We start from the raw sequence: 16,470 nt of genomic DNA on the forward strand, positions 1-16,470 counted from the left end.
AACCGAGAGGTTCTCGGACTATTTAAATAATTCATAACCAGTTACTTACTAAAGTTGGCACATTCCTTGTTCCTATGGTTATTGAAATCAAAGAATACAGTCATGAAAAAAATTACTCTGCAAATTACGATTTTACTGCTAAGTTTCAGTCTTACCTCCTGTTATACGGAAGTATTTGTGGATGAGCCGGTTTTCGAGAACAGGGCCCTGCAAACGGAACTATTGCTTGAATCCTATGATCTCTGGTATATCGATATACAGGAAACTGTAGGAAGCGGGGAGGTCCCCTTTCTGGAAACAGCCTTTACGCTTTCCTTTAACGGTGGGATTTTAACGGCTAATAATAACCTTGTCAATATCGGGAAAACAGGATCCGGATTTGGAATTGCAGTTGGTAACTATGCCGGTCTTTCTGATTTGGTCGAGATTCGCCATGACCTGGACGGGCTTTGGCAGCTGGAGGTTATCCCCCTTGGAGGGAACCGAATGGAACTTTACGATCCGCGTTCTGATACTTCTTATTTTCTTTATGGCTACAGGAGGGCCGCGTTTGATTACGATGCACTCTTCTATGATAATATCCACTATTTCCTGCAGGAATATATAGCCTGGGAAAAAATTTTTACCAGCGATACAGGAGCCTTAAATGAATTTGATCAGGAACAGTTCCTGCAATTTTCAGTTGGGTTGAATACCGATGCATTCCGGTCTTCCATTGATTCACCCGGAACTCCGCTCAATCTGCTGCAATGGGATTATGAAGGTTTCTATACCGTGTACGACGTGCCAGGGGAACCCGAAATGAAAACGCTGACTCTGGATTACAATTTTCTGGGGGATGACTATTTCGAGCTCTACGTCCTGGATGATCAGACCATAGAATTATACCATGTCTCTTCCGGTACCCTATATGAATTCAGGGGCAGGGGCTATCAGCAAATACTAAAGTCTGAAAGTTCTTCCGGGAAAAAGCGACTGAGAAAGAAACTCCCTGAGATGAAGGTTTCACGCAAGCGTCCTCAGTAAATAGTAGTTAGTTGGTTGGTTGAAAATCCATCCGTGGCAATAGGGCCGCGGGTGGATTTTTTATATCCGCAACGGAATCTGAATTTATTTGCCGGCTGCGGCTGCAGATTGTTAATTGTATTTCTTTCAAATTTTCAATTTGAGGCAATAAAGCCCTGATTCTTGCCATATTCTCAATAGTTTCTAAAGGAAGCCGGAGAGGGGATATTAATTGTATTTTTGCCCGCTTAAAACCAATGCAGTGCGAAAATATCTGAACTTGTTTGATTTTTCTCAGGAAGTAAACTACAAGACGGAAATCCTTTCCGGTTTAACAGTGGCCCTTGCCCTGGTACCCGAAGCGATTGCCTTTGCCATGATAGCGGGCTTGTCTCCCTTGACCGGATTATACGCAGCTTTTGTGATGGGGCTTGTAACTTCCATCCTGGGGGGTCGCCCCGGGATGATTTCCGGGGCGACCGGAGCGGTTGCAGTAGTAATTGTATCTCTGGCAATAGACCATGGAGTGGAATATGTTTTCGCTGCCGTAATCCTGGCAGGACTGCTGCAAATGACCGCGGGATTCCTGCGCCTCGGGAAGTTGATGCGCCTGGTTCCGCATCCTGTGATTTTCGGCTTTGTAAACGGCCTTGCCATCATTATTTTCACCTCACAGTTAGATCAATTTAAAACAGCTTCAGGGGACTGGCTCAGCGGAACCGTATTTTGGACCTTTACCGGCCTGGTACTGCTTACCATGCTTATTATCTGGGGGCTGCCCAGACTTACCCGGGCCATTCCGGCGTCGCTGGTGGCCATTCTTGTAGTTTTTGGCATCGTACTCATTGGGGATATTCCCACACGAAGCATAGGGGATATCGCTTCCATACAGGGGGGGTTCCCACCTTTTCATATTCCTGAAATCCCCTGGACCCTGGAAACCCTCGGTATTGTATTTCCCTATGCCGCGATTGTGGCCGGGGTTGGACTGATCGAAAGCCTGTTGACCCTGAATATCGTAGACGAGATTACCGAAACCCGCGGACGGGGAAACAAAGAAGCCGTGGCACAGGGGACAGCAAATATCCTGTCTGGCCTGTTTTCGGGTATGGGTGGCTGCGCGATGATCGGGCAAAGCCTTATCAATACCTCAAACGGGGCGCGTGCGCGACTATCCGGGATTGTTGCAGCAGTTATGTTACTGGTGTTTATCATGTTCGGTTCAGGCCTGATAGAACGCGTACCCATGGCGGCCCTTACAGGACTGATGATCATGGTAGCTCTGGGAACCTTCGAATGGGCAAGCCTGCGAACCTTCAGAAGGATGCCGAAATCTGATGTCCTGGTCATGGTGCTGGTTACCCTGGTGACCGTATTCCTTCACAACCTGGCGCTGGCCGTTTTGGTTGGGGTAATTATCTCTGCACTGGTTTTTGCCTGGGATAACGCCAAAAGGATTCGGGCGCGGAAATATGTAGATGAGCAGGGCGTAAAGCACTATGAGATTTACGGGCCCCTGTTTTTCGGGTCGGTTAGCTTGTTTAACGAGAAGTTCGACGTGCTCAATGACCCCGATGAAGTGATTATCGATTTTCAGGAGAGCCGGGTAGTGGATATGTCCGCGATTGAGGCCCTGAACCGGATAACTGAGCGCTATCAGAAGGTCGGAAAAAAAGTCCACCTGAAACACTTAAGTAAAGACTGTCGCAGGCTCCTTAAAAACGCGGACGATATCATAGAAATTAATGTGCTGGAGGATCCTACCTACAAAGTATTAATCGATAAAATCTAGAGCTTTCCAGGAGGTTTGGGCAAATTGAAAACTTCCGTTCTGGAGGGCTGTTAAAACTCTCAATAAAGTATTAATACCATTATTTTCAGTATATTAGGGTATCTGTTTTGATGTGCTGAAAAGATGAACAAATACCGGAAAGTAGCCCTGGGGAATACGGCTCATAAGGATATTCCAGGAAACCCTTCCACAGCTACCAGCAGCCGCCTGAAACTGAATGACCGCAGTAACAACAAACCGCTTCGGGTCCTCAGTGAAGAAGACTGGCAATTCTGGCAGCGGGAAGGATATGTAATTATCCGCGAAGCGGTACCTCCAGAGCAGGCTGCCCAAACCGCTGCATTTTTATGGGAGTTTGAAGAAAAGGATCCGGATGATCCCAATACCTGGTACACGCCACCCCGGGCTGAAATGCAAATGAAAGAGTTGGCGGGTACTGGCATGGTTGAAGTATACAATCATCAGTTGCTTTGGGAAAACCGTCAGACCTCCAGGGTTTACAACGCCTTTGTCGATATCTGGGGGACTGAAAAACTATGGGTTACCATAGACAGGGCAAACCTGAATTTCCCCAATCGGCCGGGCTTTGAACAAAAGGGATTTATTCACTGGGATTACGATCCGGAAACCCGACCCCAAAACGTTCAGGGGGTATTGGCCCTTGCCGACCAGACCGATGAGCAGATGGGAGGGTTTCAATGTATCCCATGGTTGTACCGGAATTACGATCAGTGGAAACAAACCCAGCCAAAGGACCGGGACCGGTTTCAACCGGATATCAGCGGGCTGGAAGACAAGATTGTAAAAGTTAAGCTCCGCAAGGGAGACCTGCTTATATTCAACAGCCTTCTCGCCCATGGTATCCGGCCCAACCTTTCTAAGGACAAGGTAAGGCTCGCCCAGTATATCTCCATGATGCCCGCAGAGCCGGAGAACAAGGAAATGCTGAGATGGCGGATTCACTCCTGGAAGAACCGGGTTGCCCCGGAAGGGTATGCTTTTCCGGGAGATCCGAGGAATTGGGAACAAACCCGCTACCAAACGGCTGAACTCTCCGAATTGGGTAAAAAATTACTGGGGCTTGATTCCTGGTAAGGTTTTAAAAGGATATTCCCGGAACCACTCCCAGAATTTCCCATTATGCCTTAATAAAAACAAGCTTTTTGCAGTAAAACTCCTTTCAAACCTGCGCCCGCTGAATTCCGGCCAGGCCTGTTCGAAGGCCGATTCTTTGAGATCCCGGGTAGCAATGGTCATATGGGGATGAAAGGGAAGTTGTCTGGATGGTTTACTGATTTCCAAAACCTCATTTACCTTTTCCTGCAAAGTCCGGTATATTTTTTCAATGGGCCCGGGGTTGGCAATTTTGATAAAAATTACCCTGGGAGGAAAGGCTGCAAAACCTGATAAATCAATCTCAAACGGACTTTGGCCGATACTGAAATCCTCCAGGTATACTTCCAGTTTTTCCAGTTGTGGCAAGGTCCTCCAAAAGGGCATTTGCAGGGTTATATGTGCGGGTACCTTCAGTGCATGAGAGGCCTGAAAGCGCACTTTCATTTCCTCCTTCAGCCTGCGCACTTCTTCTCTCAGTTCTTCAGGAGGAACCAGTGCCAGCAGATACAGGGATTTCTCGAATGAGGGATTTCTCTGGCTTTGGTGCATCATTAGGATGAATTAAAAAAAGCGCCATGACTTGATCATGGCGCTCCAACTTTCTTATCAGCTATGGACTAGAGCGTACGCAGATATTCAGCCACAGCCCTGGCTTCCTCTTCGCTCAGATTTTGATTGAGCATGGGGGTGTTGTTGTATTCTTTAAGCAGTGCCTGGGCAATGGGGTCTTCTTTGAGCATACCATCGGGATTGAGGATCATATTCATGACCCACTCCGGACTGCGTCTCTCGTATATCCCCGCCATTGCAGGTCCTATCATCCTGCGGTCGGCCATATGGCAGGCGGTACAAATTGCATTGAATTTGGCCTCTCCGGCAGCAGCCATTTCCATATCGATTTCATCCCCAAAATCTACTTCTTTTACCGGTCCTATCCCTTTATTGTCCATATCAACGGGAACGGCTTCGGAGGTTGCCCCTGCAGCTGCCTTGGTTTCAGTTTTGGTTCGGCTCATTTCAAAGCTTCCCTCTTTCTTTTCCTCTTTTTTTTCACCGCAGCCAATCATCAAAAGTGCTGCAGCGGAAAGGAACATTAGTTTTTTCATTTTTCAGATTACTTTAGACTACTAATATAAGAAATCAGGGCTTATGTAAGATTATTTAAAAAAGATAAGGCCCGCTCTTCGTTGTAATAAAAGGTTCCCTGTCTGTAAAAACCAACATGCCCCCCATACTCCGGCATTTCCAGATAGATTTGCTCATGTTTGCTGGCAATTTGTACAGGATAACATTTGGCGCCCAGAAAACTATCGTTCCGGGCATTGAGAAGTAGTGCGGGAATACTGATGCCTTCGAGAAATTGCAGGCTGCTGCAGGAGTGGTAATAATCAAGGGCATCTTTAAACCCATGCGCCTTGCTGGTATAGAGGTCGTCAAAATCCTTAAGCGTTTTTACCTCCCTGATAGTCTGTTCCGTAATAAGCCCGGGAAACAGTTTTTGTTTGTCCCGCAGTTTTTGGATCAGATTCATCCGGAACCTTCGGGCATAGAGGAAATTCTTGGGTTTATTAAGCTGTATAAGGGAATCGTGCAGATCACAGGGAACCGAAATGGCAACTGCCCCGCATACTTCCTTAAAGTGCAATGGTTTTTCCCCTAAATATTTTAAAAGCAGATTTCCCCCCAGGCTAAAACCTTTCAGGCAAATCTTGTTATAGGAACAAGTGGAAACCACATGTTGCAGTACCGCTTCCAGATCTTCGGTGGCACCTGAATGATACGAGCGGTAACGTTTATTTGGCTCGCCGCTGCATCCCCTTAAATTTACCGCACATACGTCCCAACCTGAGTGGCTAAAAATCGCAACGCTTCCCAGTATGTAGGGCCGTTGCGCATTGCCCTCCAGACCGTGGAGGAGTATTAACAGCCTGTCGGCCCCGGTTTCTGAATAGCTCCAGTCCAGATCCAGAAAATCGCCGTCTGGCAGGGTGAGTCGTTCCCTTTTTTGCTCCGGGAAATCAACTTTTCGCAACAGGGCCGAATAAATGGTGGAAAAGTGCCCGTTCCTGTAGAGCAGTGGGGGCCGGTATGGACTTTGAACTAAGGGCATTTAGGACAACAGGGCTTGCTGAAGAATATAGCGCTTTCAGTCAGTGTAATTCTCATTTGGGATAGATATCAAGCAAACGGGCCTGTGCGGAAACGGCGTCTTTAAACTCCGTTTTCAAACGACTGACCAATTCGGATACCGGAAGCACATCTTCTATAGTTGCAACTCCCTGACCAGCGGACCAGATGGTTTTCCATGCCTTTGCTTCAGTATCCAGTTCTTTTCCAAAATCAACTTTGGTATCTTTTTTTAAATCTTCAGGGGTAAGTCCTGCAGCCTGCAGGCTTTTCGCCAGGAAGTTGGCATGTACTCCTGAGATAGCGGCAGTATACACAATATCGCTGGCCCCTGCCTCAATGATCATTTGTCTGTAGGCTTCCGGGGCTTCACTTTCCCGCGTATTTATAAAACGGGTTCCCATATAAGCCAGATCAGCTCCCATCTGGAGGGCAGCCGCCACATCCCTGCCGTTGCTGATGCAGCCGGAAAGTAAAATAGTCTTTTTGAAAAACGAACGAACCTCAGCAACCAGGGTCATGGGGTTGAGGGTTCCCGCGTGGCCCCCTGCCCCGGCCGATACCAGGATTAATCCGTCCACACCGGCACCGGCCGCTTTCTCGGCATGCCTTTTTTTGATTATATCATGAAAAACCAGCCCCCCATAACTGTGAATGGCGTCCACCACCTGGCTAACCGCCCCCAGCGAAGTAATGATCAGGGGCACCTTGTGCTTTACGCAAATCTTCAGGTCTGCTTCCAGTCTTGGATTGGTTGGATGTACTATCAGGTTTACCCCAAATGGGGCAGCCTTCTTGCCTGTTTCAGATTCAAATGCCTGCAGAGCTGTTTTGATTTCTACCAACCAGGACTCAAAGCCTTCACTGCTTCGCTGGTTCAGGGCTGGAAAAGTGCCGACAATACCATTTTTACAGCAGGCAATAACCAGTTCGGGATTGGAAATTAAAAACATAGGAGCCGCTACTACCGGAAGCGAAAGATCCTGAATAAAAGAAGGTTTTTGGTCCATACTATTAAGGTTGAGGCTTAAAAGTAAGCATAAATTACAGTGTGCTTGCAAGGGTTTATAAAATCACCGTATTTTTGATGCTATGCATGCATAATAAACCATAAAAATATGTTTATAAAGGAATTTGAGATCCGCTGGAACGACCTGGATGCCAACAAGCACCTGGCTAATAGTGCCTATACCAGTTATATGAGCCATACCCGTATGGCTTTTCTCAACGAACTCGGTTTTGGTCTTAATGTGCTGGAGGATAAACAGCTGGGGCCAGTAGTTTTTTATGAGCATATGTACTATTTCAGGGAAATCCTCCCCGGGGCAACTGTCCGGGTTTCCCTTGAATTAATGGGGCTTAGCAAGGATGGGATGTTTTTTGAATTTCACCATAATTTTTATGACCCACAGGGAAAGCACCTCGCGCATTGCGAGTTGATGGGAGGCTGGATAGACCTGAACAACCGAAAACTGACCACATTGGATACCGAGCTATTGCAGTTTTTCGACCGGGCAGAAAAAGCAGAATCTTTTAGGTTTCTCAGCAGAGAAGATACCCGCAAAAATGCTAAGTTCCCGAAAGACCTGGCTTAGGTTTTTTGCTGACCAGGTAAACCCCGCCCAATACCAGAAGGGTTGCCGAGAAGTTTAACAGGCTAAGGGTATCCTTTCCGCTTATCAGTGCAAAGGCAATTCCGATTACCGGCTGGAAATATACAAAGGCACTCACCGTAGAGGCTTTTAATTGGGTGAGGGCGAACACGTTAAAGAGATAAGTGAGGAAGGTAGTCCCCACAATTACAAAAATGATAGCCCCAATGGCATCCAGCGGTAGTTCACGCCACTGAATCTCCAGAAACTCAGGCAGTGTTACAGGCAGATTGATAATAAAAGCCAAACTGAACAGCCATTTCATAAGCGTAAAAGGGTGGTATTTTTGGATTAATTTTTTTGCCAGGATCAGGTATAGCCCATAACTGGTTGCATTCAATATAAACAGGGCATTCCCTGCGGGAATATTCGGGGCGTTGGAACTGACGCTTTCATTCATGAAGATAAGGGCAAGGGCGCCCAGCAGGCCCATAGCTATCCCTATGCTTTTTATCCGTGTAATTTTTTCCTGTATCAGAAAAAAAGAAAAGATTACTACAATAATCGGGGTAATGGTAACCAGGACAGAACTATTGATTGGAGTGGAAAGTTGCAGCCCTTTAAAAAATGCCAGCATATTGATGACCATTCCGAAAAGGGCACAAAGCAGCAAACGCCCCCAATCTCTTTTTTCAACGGATTCCCTCGGACCCAGCAATGAAATAATCCAGAACAGGAGTGCAGCCCCGCTTACTCGCAGGAAAATAAACCCGAAAGGACCTACATAGTGGGGCATGACCCCCTTAGCAATGGTATGGTTCAGGCCATAAATGGTGGTGGCACCAAATGCAGCCAATATGGCCAGGCTTCTTTTGCTCAACGTGAAAGGGCTTCTTTGGCTGCCGCCACGGTTTGCGCTGAATTTCCAATGTAAATTTCTTTATCCAGCACCAAAACGGGCCTCTTTAAAAAACTGTAGTGCTCCAGTAACATGTCGCGGTAATCCGTTTCGCTGAGCATTTTATCCCTTAGCTTTCGTTGGGTGTATAGGCGCGCCCTTCTGCTGAAAAGTGCTTCATAACTCCCGCTGAGTTCTTGCAAAGCCTTCAGTTGAGCACTGCTCAGCGGTACCTTTTTAATATCCTGAAGGGTCACTTCTTCCGGGAGGTTCAATTCTTTAATAATCCGTCGGCAGCTGTCGCAGCTGCTCAGGTAAAACATAATTTTCATTTCATTCTGAGTTAAGTGGCTTTTTAAGCCGGTATTCTCTGCTGTCAAAGGTAATCCTTAAATTTAGGACTCTAATATTCTAAACAGAACCAAATGGCACCCGAACTGATCTTTGAAACCAATATGCAATTGCGAAGGCGCATGTCAGATGTTCTTGACCAAACCTCCGCAGCCGACCTGAACCGGATCCCTGAGGGATACCGCAACAATATCTGGTGGAACATTGCTCATATGGTCGTTACACAGCAATTGCTTTGCTACAATTTAAGTGGTTTGCCCATGACGGTTGAAAAAGACATCGTCAAACGCTACAGTAAGGGGAGCGTCCCTGCTGGGGTACCCTCACAAGCAGAAACTGATCAGGTCCGGGCCTATTTGCTCAGCAGCGTAGTGCAATTAAAATCGGATTATGATAAGGGAATATTCAAAACGTTTAATGCCTATACAACCAGTGCCAATGTTACCCTGAAATCTATAGAAGATGCTTTGCTCTTCAATCTTTTTCACGAAGGCATACACTTTGGGGTGGTTCTCTCACTTCAGAAAGCAGTCGGGGTTACCAGAGCTTAGGGGTTACCCCGGTTTCTTTGAGCATCTCAAAGGGAATTACCACGGTCAGGGGGCCATCGGCATAGGAAGCAACCTCGTATGGGTTGTATAAAAGCGTCAGGCCATCTGGTGTAAATCCGATTTGTTCCGGAAGGTAAAAAGTATTTTCCTCAAACATAAAGCCAGTGCTGTTGATAGCTGAGTCTGCCGAAATTTTGAATGTTTTCCTGAATGCGCTTTCAGCCACTTCTTCTAGTTTACCCCGATTGGAAAAGAAATACAGGGCATCCATTTCTTCCCCGGTTTCCTTGTTAAAGTTCAGGAACCTTGTGGTAGTGTAGCCATGGGCACCTCCTGTAAATAAGTACGCTTCAAATCTCAGGCTGAGGAGCTGCGAATTTTCGTGACTCATTCGGGCTAGGACTGTTGCCTCCCAGGGTGCCAGCTCTTCCGGAAAATTTTCGGCCAGAGTACGCCAACCACTTGTAAAGTCTTCTATGGCCTCTTCTATAGTCGATGCGTTTCCTTCTTCATCATAATCGAGCAACTCAATGATTTCCTCGCGGATAGCCGTATTGATGTTCCGGCCCAGAAGGGTGCGCTGCGAAGCCTCGGGAATATTGATTTGAACATGCGGGCAATCCTCGCAGGCTTTGGCATCAATGGTCTTTTGGGTGAACTCCAGGGAATTGTCGCTCTGGCAGGCGAATATTAGCAACAGACATAGTGATATTCCGGCACCTCTCATTGGCTTTAATGTATTTGATATATCTAAATCAACGGTTGTATTCTCCTCGGGAGAACAATACCTTTGCTCAAATGTAATCCGTATTTATTCCCTATGAAAAAAACGCTTCGTTTTAACAGTAAGACCATTCATGGCGGGCAGGAGCCCGATAAAGCCTACGGGGCTGTTATGCCTCCTATTTACCAAACCTCAACTTTTGCACAGAAATCTCCCGGAGACCATAAAGGATTTGAATATTCGAGGAGTGGCAACCCAACCCGGCACGCTTTGGAGAAGTCCCTGGCCAGTATTGAAAATGGCTCTTTTGGCCTTGCATTTGCCAGTGGCCTGGCGGCGATTGACGCCGTGTTAAAACTTTTGAAGCCCGGAGATGAAATTATCTCTACCAACGACTTGTACGGAGGAAGTTACCGATTGTTTAAAAAGATCTTTGAGGATTTCGGGCTTCGCTTTCATTTTGTAGGGATGCAGGACATATCGCATATCAGCGAAAAAATCAACGGGAAGACACGGCTGATCTGGGTGGAAACCCCAACCAATCCGATGATGAATGTTATAGACATTGCGGCGGTTTCGAAACTGGCTAAGGAAAACAATATCCTGCTGGCAGTAGACAACACCTTTGCAACCCCATATTTGCAGCAACCTCTGGATTTGGGGGCGGATATAGTGATGCACTCGGCCACCAAGTATCTCGGCGGGCATTCTGACCTGGTAGTGGGGGCCCTTGTAGTACGCGATAAAGAACTGGCAGACCGGCTGTATTTTATTCAAAATGCCAGCGGGGCCGTATGCGGCCCCATGGATAGTTATTTACTGCTCAGGGGAATCAAAACCCTGCACGTGCGCATGCAAAGGCACTGTGAGAACGGTGAACAAATTGCCCGCTTCCTGCAAGCCCATCCGGCTGTGGAAAAAGTTTTCTGGCCCGGTTTTGAGTCTCATCCCAACCACCATATTGCGCGTAAACAGATGAGTGATTTCGGAGGTATGATCTCTTTCGTGCCCAAAGGTGCTACTTATGAGGATGCGGTAAAAGTCGTTGAGGAGCTAAAGGTATTTACCCTTGCAGAATCGCTGGGAGGGGTTGAAAGCCTGGCAGGTCATCCGGCGAGCATGACGCATGCGAGTATTCCGAAAGCTGAACGGGAAAAGAGCGGGGTAACAGATGCACTCATACGACTGAGTGTTGGTATTGAAGACGCCGAGGATTTAAAGGAGGACCTGGAGCAGGCCCTTTCCTATTTGAGCTAATCCCGGGAAATCCGCCTGAACCAAAAATATTTTATCAAATTTTCAAAAATATAGGCGTGATATTATGGGAAACATATAATTTTGCGCATATATTTCTGATTCAACAATCTTTTACCAATCACCTATGTCTGAGATACAAGCAAAAATAGACGCCTTTATGGATGAGGTTAAGACCCGTAACGGGCATGAACCGGAATTCATTCAGGCAGTGCAGGAAGTAGCTGATACTGTTCTCCCCTACATTGCACAGCACGAAATTTACAATGGAAAAAATATTTTGCTCCGAATGGTGGAACCCGAGAGGCTTCTCTCTTTCCGGGTAGCCTGGGTAGACGATGACGGGGAAATCCATGTAAACCGGGGTTACAGGGTGCAAATGAATTCGGCTATCGGCCCTTATAAGGGTGGTTTGCGATTCCATCCATCCGTAAATGCCAGTATTCTGAAATTCCTTGCCTTCGAACAGGTATTCAAGAACAGCCTTACCACCCTGCCAATGGGTGGTGGTAAAGGGGGTTCCGATTTTGACCCTAAAGGCAAGTCAGACGATGAGGTAATGCGCTTCTGTCATTCTTTTATGACGGAACTTTGCCGCCATATTGGTCCGAATACAGATGTACCAGCCGGAGATATAGGGGTTGGAGCTCGAGAAATAGGCTTCCTTTTCGGTATGTATAAAAAGATCCGCAATGAATTTACGGGAGTATTGACCGGAAAGGGACTTTCCTGGGGAGGCTCCAAAATACGCCCGGAGGCTACCGGCTATGGGACGGTTTATTTTGCAGACAGTATGCTAAAGACCCGGGGGGAAAGCGTAGAAGGTAAAACCGTAGTTGTTTCCGGTTCCGGAAACGTGGCGCAATACGCTGCCGAAAAAGTAATACAACTGGGAGGAAAGGTGGTTACCCTTTCTGATTCCGGAGGATATATTCACGATAAGGATGGCATCGACCAGGAAAAGCTCGCCTGGGTAATGGACCTGAAGAACAACCGCAGGGGAAGGATCTCCGAATATGTGGATAAATATCCCGGAGCCACCTATCACAAAGGGAAAACACCCTGGGAAGTTCCCTGTGACATGGCGCTGCCCTGTGCCACACAGAATGAACTGGAAGGAAAAGATGCAGAAACCCTTATCAAGAATGGTTGTATTTGCGTAGCGGAAGGGGCAAACATGCCATCAACTCCTGAGGCCATACACACTTTTCACGACGCTAAAATACTATTTGCCCCTGGCAAGGCATCCAATGCCGGCGGGGTGGCAACTTCAGGACTGGAAATGTCGCAGAATTCACTGCGCATTAGCTGGACGCGTGAAGAAGTAGACCAGCGCCTCAAGGGGATTATGGCTGATATACACGATTCGTGCATTGAATACGGCAAAGAAGAAGACGGTTTCTGCAACTATGTCAAAGGTGCTAATATTGCAGGCTTCGTCAAGGTAGCCGATGCCATGCTGGCCCAGGGCGTAATTTAAAGAATGCAACAGGCCTCCTTTTTACAAGGGGGCCTGCTCTATTATTCGGTTATCTTTGTGACATACTTTGTCCGGACGTGTCACTTACAACCCAAGCTATTGTTCTGAGCTCCCTCAAATACGGGGATAGCCATCTGATTGTCAAAGCTTTTACAGCAGCTTATGGCCTGCAGACCTATATGGTCAAAGGTGTGCTAAAAAACAGAAGAGGCCGGCTTAAAGCAGCTTATTTTCAGCCCCTTACCCAACTGGAACTCGTTTGCAGCCGGGTAAAGCCCGGAAAAATGGGTTATATCAAGGAGGCTGTAGTGGCATTTCCCTATAGCAGTATGCACACAGACATATATAAAAGCACAGTAGCCTTCTTCCTCTCTGAAATGCTGAGCCAGTCGATCCGGGAAGAAGAGGAAAACCCTGCGCTTTTTACCTATTTACAAAACGCGCTGCAGTGGCTGGACCATCACCACAGTATTGCTAATTTTCATATTCAGTTTCTCCTCGGATTAACGCGCTATCTCGGCTTTTATCCAGACAATTCCAATATGGAGGCACCCTATTTTGATCTGGTCGAAGGGGCCTTTTTGGACACAACTCCGTTAAACCCGGCTATCAGTGGGGAAGCTTTAGGTTTTTTCAAGAAATTTTTGGGCACAAATTTTGATGCAATACACACTGTAAAAATGTCTCAAAAACAGCGTCAGGCCCTTTTAAAAAACCTTGTAGACTATTTTGAGGTACATTTGCACGGATTTAGAAAACCAAAATCATTAGCCGTACTAGATGAGGTATTTTCATAGGCCAGGCCTACTGATAGCTATACTTTTCTTACTAACTGTTTTTAAGCTTTCTGCTCAGAAGATCTACATTTATGAGCGGGAGACAGGCAGCCCCATCTCGGATGTTGCGGTTTTTAACGAAGATCGAAGCACTTTCGCTATCAGTGATTTTGACGGCGCATGCGACATCAGTGCCTTCGAAGCCGGGGAACGATTATACTTCAGACATTTAAGCCATGAGCCTTTCGTAATTCGCAAATCCACATTGCTTAAACAAGGGGGGCGTGTTTACCTCTACGCAAAACCTGAACAATTGCAGGAGGTGGTGATGTCTATTTCCAAATGGGAACAACAAAAGCGGGAAATACCACAGAAGATTGTAAGCATTGATGCTGGCGGTATTGCCTTTGCCAATCCGCAAACCTCAGCAGACCTCCTGCAGCAATCCGGTAAAATTTTTGTCCAGAAAAGCCAATATGGCGGGGGAAGCCCTACCATAAGGGGGTTTGCAACAAACCGCGTACTGCTTTCGGTAGATGGGGTACGTATGAATAACGCCATCTTCCGTGGAGGAAACCTGCAAAATGTAATATCCATTGATCCTTTTAACGTGAAGAACACGGAGGTTATTTTTGGTCCGGGATCTGTTATTTACGGGAGTGATGCCATTGGGGGAGTCATGAATTTTTATACCCGCACGCCTCTTTTTTCCAGGACCGATTCTCTGGAGGTCTCGGCAAATGCCGTGTACCGAACGGCTTCGGCTTCCAATGAGCAAACCCTGCATGGGGACGTGGAATTGTCTCTGAAAAAATGGGCCTTTCTCAGCAGTTTCAGCTTTAACTCCTATGGAGATTTACGGATGGGGTCTCATGGTCCGGATAGCTACTTAAGACCTGGTTTTATCATTCGCAGGGACGGGGAAGACCAATTGGTCACAAATTCGGACCCTGAAAAGCAGGTCCCCAGCGGTTTCGACCTTTTCAGTTTCATGCAAAAAATCCGTTTTAAACCCAATAACAGCTGGTCTTTTGATCTGGGCCTGCACTATTCGGAAACCTCAGATTACGCCAGATATGACCGATTGATCCGGCCTGCAGACAATGAAGCCGGCCTGAGGTCGGCAGAGTGGTTTTACGGGCCCCAGAAATGGTTTATGGGAAATTTACAGGTGTATCAACAGGGGCGGAATACTTTCTACGACGGATTTAAGATAACAACAGCCTACCAGTTTTTTGAGGAGAGCAGGAATGAACGTGCATTTCGGGATGAGATAAGATATAGCAATCGCGAGCGTCTGGATGCGGTTTCATTAAATCTGGATTTTGAAAATAAAAAAATAGGAGACCTCAGTCTGTTTTACGGAACGGAATTTATTTACAACCAGGTTAATTCTGTTGGTAGCCAGGAGAATATCCTATCCGGTCAGCGTTCAGACTATCCCTCCAGATATCCTGATGGGTCGCGTTGGCAAAGCCTGGCAGGATATGTGAATGCCGCTTACAAATTCAGGCCCAACTGGACCCTGCTTTCTGGTTTGCGATACAGCCATGTATGGATAAATGCGGAATTTGATGATCGGTTTTTTGATTTTCCCTTTGAAAGCGCAAATTTGGATAACGGGGCCCTTACCGCAAGCCTGGGGCTGAGTTGGTTCCCAAAAGAAAACACTCAGATCACCCTGAATGGTTCAACGGGTTTCAGAGCGCCAAACATCGATGACATTGGTAAAATATTTGACTCCGAACCCGGTTCGGTTGTAGTGCCCAATCCGGACCTTGAACCGGAATACGCCTACAATGCTGAGGTCGGGATACGGCAGAATATTGCCGAGAAACTCGTTCTTAAAGGAGCGGCCTATTACACCTATCTTGTAGATGCGCTGGTACGGAGGGATTTTGTTTTTGACGGACAAAATACCATTGTATATAACGGGGAGCCCTCAAATGTACAGGCCATACAAAATGCAGCTAAAGCCTACGTTTATGGATATGAACTGGGTTTTGATGCCAGGCTGCAGGAATTCCTGAGCCTGAGTGGGAATCTCACTTTTACCGAAGGGACAGAAGAGGAAGAAGACGGGAGTGATTCCCCTGCCAGGCACGTGCCCCCAACCTTCGGAGACCTGCAATTACAGTGGAATAAATACCCGTGGAAAGCTGCTGTGGTTTTTAATTATAATGGGGAAATACCCTTTGAGGACCTCGCCTTTTCCGAACGCTCCAAAGCTTTCATATATGCCAGGGATGCAAACGGAAATCCCTTTTCCCCATCATGGTATACCCTAAACCTGAGGACTTCCTTTAAATTTTCGGAGCGCTATGAACTCGGATTCTCGGTGGAGAATATCACCGATCAGCGCTATCGCCCTTATTCGTCTGGGATTGCTGGCCCCGGAATAAACTTTATAGGCAGTATCCGGGCCCGGTTTAACTGATTTTCTAAGGGATTTTGGACTAGTTGTCCTCCACTGCTTTTTTTACATCTTCCTTGAGCTGATCAGCAGCTTTCTTGATATCTTCCCCTGCTTTTTCCAAATCTTCAGCGGCTTCTTCACCCGCTTTCCGAAGCTCTTCCCCGGCTTCTTTGAGCTCATCCCCGGCTTTCCTTAGTTCGTCTCCTGCTTCCTCCAGTGCTCTGGCGGCTTCTTCGGTAACTTCTTCAGATTCTTTACGTGTCTCCCTGCAGGATGAGAGACCGATTGTAAGGGCAGCTGCAAATGCCAAACTGAGAATGCGTTTATTCATTGTAAAATTGTTTTTTTGTTTCGCCTTTCAAGATACACCCAAAAACGGATAGAATGA

Annotated in this window: 17 protein-coding genes; 9 read left to right on the forward strand and 8 right to left on the reverse strand. The window is 46.9% G+C overall.

Going from position 1 to position 16,470, the window contains the following annotated elements; genetic code table 11:
* Nucleotides 1–102 precede the first annotated feature (102 nt).
* The 3 genes from ACT6NV_RS07410 (at nt 103) to ACT6NV_RS07420 (ending at nt 3,892) form a co-directional block, all read left to right on the forward strand.
* Entirely contained in the window at nt 103–1,026 is a 924-nt protein-coding gene (locus tag ACT6NV_RS07410; protein ID WP_445386620.1) for a nicotinic acid mononucleotide adenyltransferase, read from the forward strand.
* Nucleotides 1,027–1,267: 241 nt separating this feature from the next.
* Entirely contained in the window at nt 1,268–2,797 is a 1,530-nt protein-coding gene (locus ACT6NV_RS07415) for a SulP family inorganic anion transporter (protein WP_445386621.1), read from the forward strand.
* Between the two features lie 123 nt (nt 2,798–2,920).
* Nucleotides 2,921–3,892 (forward strand): phytanoyl-CoA dioxygenase family protein, encoded by a 972-nt coding sequence (locus ACT6NV_RS07420; RefSeq protein ID WP_445386622.1) that lies wholly within the window; start codon nt 2,921–2,923, stop codon nt 3,890–3,892.
* Here ACT6NV_RS07420 and ACT6NV_RS07425 read toward each other — a convergent pair.
* The 4 genes from ACT6NV_RS07425 to ACT6NV_RS07440 form a co-directional block, all read right to left on the reverse strand.
* Nucleotides 3,869–4,465 carry a 2'-5' RNA ligase family protein gene (locus ACT6NV_RS07425; RefSeq protein ID WP_445386623.1) on the reverse strand — a complete coding sequence of 199 codons (597 nt, stop codon included), beginning with the start codon at nt 4,463–4,465 and terminating at the stop codon, nt 3,869–3,871. The genes ACT6NV_RS07420 and ACT6NV_RS07425 overlap by 24 nt on opposite strands.
* A 65-nt stretch (nt 4,466–4,530) precedes the next feature.
* The gene (locus ACT6NV_RS07430; RefSeq protein WP_445386624.1) at nt 4,531–5,019 is read right to left on the reverse strand and encodes a c-type cytochrome; all 489 of its coding nucleotides are present in this window, start codon (nt 5,017–5,019) and stop codon (nt 4,531–4,533) included.
* Nucleotides 5,020–5,060: 41 nt separating this feature from the next.
* Nucleotides 5,061–6,023 carry a YheT family hydrolase gene (locus tag ACT6NV_RS07435; protein ID WP_445386625.1) on the reverse strand — a complete coding sequence of 321 codons (963 nt, stop codon included), beginning with the start codon at nt 6,021–6,023 and terminating at the stop codon, nt 5,061–5,063.
* A gap of 52 nt (nt 6,024–6,075) precedes the next feature.
* Nucleotides 6,076–7,050 carry an NAD(P)H-dependent flavin oxidoreductase gene (locus ACT6NV_RS07440; RefSeq protein WP_445386626.1) on the reverse strand — a complete coding sequence of 325 codons (975 nt, stop codon included), beginning with the start codon at nt 7,048–7,050 and terminating at the stop codon, nt 6,076–6,078.
* A gap of 108 nt (nt 7,051–7,158) precedes the next feature.
* On the opposite strand from ACT6NV_RS07440, the gene ACT6NV_RS07445 reads away from it, so the two are divergent.
* Nucleotides 7,159–7,635 (forward strand): acyl-CoA thioesterase, encoded by a 477-nt coding sequence (locus ACT6NV_RS07445; RefSeq protein WP_445386627.1) that lies wholly within the window; start codon nt 7,159–7,161, stop codon nt 7,633–7,635.
* Here ACT6NV_RS07445 and ACT6NV_RS07450 read toward each other — a convergent pair.
* Together ACT6NV_RS07450 and ACT6NV_RS07455 are read right to left on the reverse strand one after the other, a co-directional pair.
* Nucleotides 7,610–8,512 (reverse strand): DMT family transporter, encoded by a 903-nt coding sequence (locus tag ACT6NV_RS07450; protein WP_445386628.1) that lies wholly within the window; start codon nt 8,510–8,512, stop codon nt 7,610–7,612. The genes ACT6NV_RS07445 and ACT6NV_RS07450 overlap by 26 nt on opposite strands.
* Nucleotides 8,509–8,862: an arsenate reductase family protein gene (locus tag ACT6NV_RS07455; RefSeq protein WP_445386629.1), complete on the reverse strand. Its 354-nt coding sequence runs from the start codon at nt 8,860–8,862 to the stop codon at nt 8,509–8,511. The genes ACT6NV_RS07450 and ACT6NV_RS07455 overlap by 4 nt, the downstream gene beginning before the upstream one ends.
* A gap of 93 nt (nt 8,863–8,955) precedes the next feature.
* On the opposite strand from ACT6NV_RS07455, the gene ACT6NV_RS07460 reads away from it, so the two are divergent.
* Entirely contained in the window at nt 8,956–9,432 is a 477-nt protein-coding gene (locus tag ACT6NV_RS07460; protein WP_445386630.1) for a DinB family protein, read from the forward strand.
* On the opposite strand, the gene ACT6NV_RS07465 is transcribed toward ACT6NV_RS07460, so the two are convergent.
* Nucleotides 9,419–10,159, reverse strand: coding sequence for a DUF3298 domain-containing protein (locus tag ACT6NV_RS07465; protein WP_445386631.1), 741 nt, complete (start codon nt 10,157–10,159; stop codon nt 9,419–9,421). The genes ACT6NV_RS07460 and ACT6NV_RS07465 overlap by 14 nt on opposite strands.
* A gap of 93 nt (nt 10,160–10,252) precedes the next feature.
* Here ACT6NV_RS07465 and ACT6NV_RS07470 point away from each other — a divergent pair, with 93 nt between their 5' ends.
* The 4 genes from ACT6NV_RS07470 to ACT6NV_RS07485 all read left to right on the forward strand — a co-directional run bounded on the left by ACT6NV_RS07470 (nt 10,253) and on the right by ACT6NV_RS07485 (nt 16,103).
* Nucleotides 10,253–11,413: a cystathionine gamma-synthase gene (locus ACT6NV_RS07470; protein ID WP_445386632.1), complete on the forward strand. Its 1,161-nt coding sequence runs from the start codon at nt 10,253–10,255 to the stop codon at nt 11,411–11,413.
* Between the two features lie 133 nt (nt 11,414–11,546).
* Nucleotides 11,547–12,890, forward strand: a complete 1,344-nt coding sequence (gene gdhA / locus ACT6NV_RS07475) for an NADP-specific glutamate dehydrogenase (RefSeq protein WP_445386677.1) — start codon at nt 11,547–11,549, stop codon at nt 12,888–12,890.
* 77 nt (nt 12,891–12,967) lie between these two features.
* Nucleotides 12,968–13,687: a DNA repair protein RecO gene (gene recO, locus ACT6NV_RS07480; protein WP_445386633.1), complete on the forward strand. Its 720-nt coding sequence runs from the start codon at nt 12,968–12,970 to the stop codon at nt 13,685–13,687.
* Complete coding sequence (locus ACT6NV_RS07485) at nt 13,671–16,103, forward strand: TonB-dependent receptor (RefSeq protein ID WP_445386634.1); 2,433 nt, start codon at nt 13,671–13,673, stop codon at nt 16,101–16,103. The genes recO and ACT6NV_RS07485 overlap by 17 nt, the downstream gene beginning before the upstream one ends.
* A gap of 19 nt (nt 16,104–16,122) precedes the next feature.
* Here the strand turns inward: ACT6NV_RS07485 and ACT6NV_RS07490 are convergent, their stop codons facing one another.
* Entirely contained in the window at nt 16,123–16,413 is a 291-nt protein-coding gene (locus tag ACT6NV_RS07490) for a hypothetical protein (RefSeq protein ID WP_445386635.1), read from the reverse strand.
* Between the last annotated feature and the right edge of the window lie 57 nt (nt 16,414–16,470).

Source organism: Robiginitalea insularis, assembly GCF_052497835.1.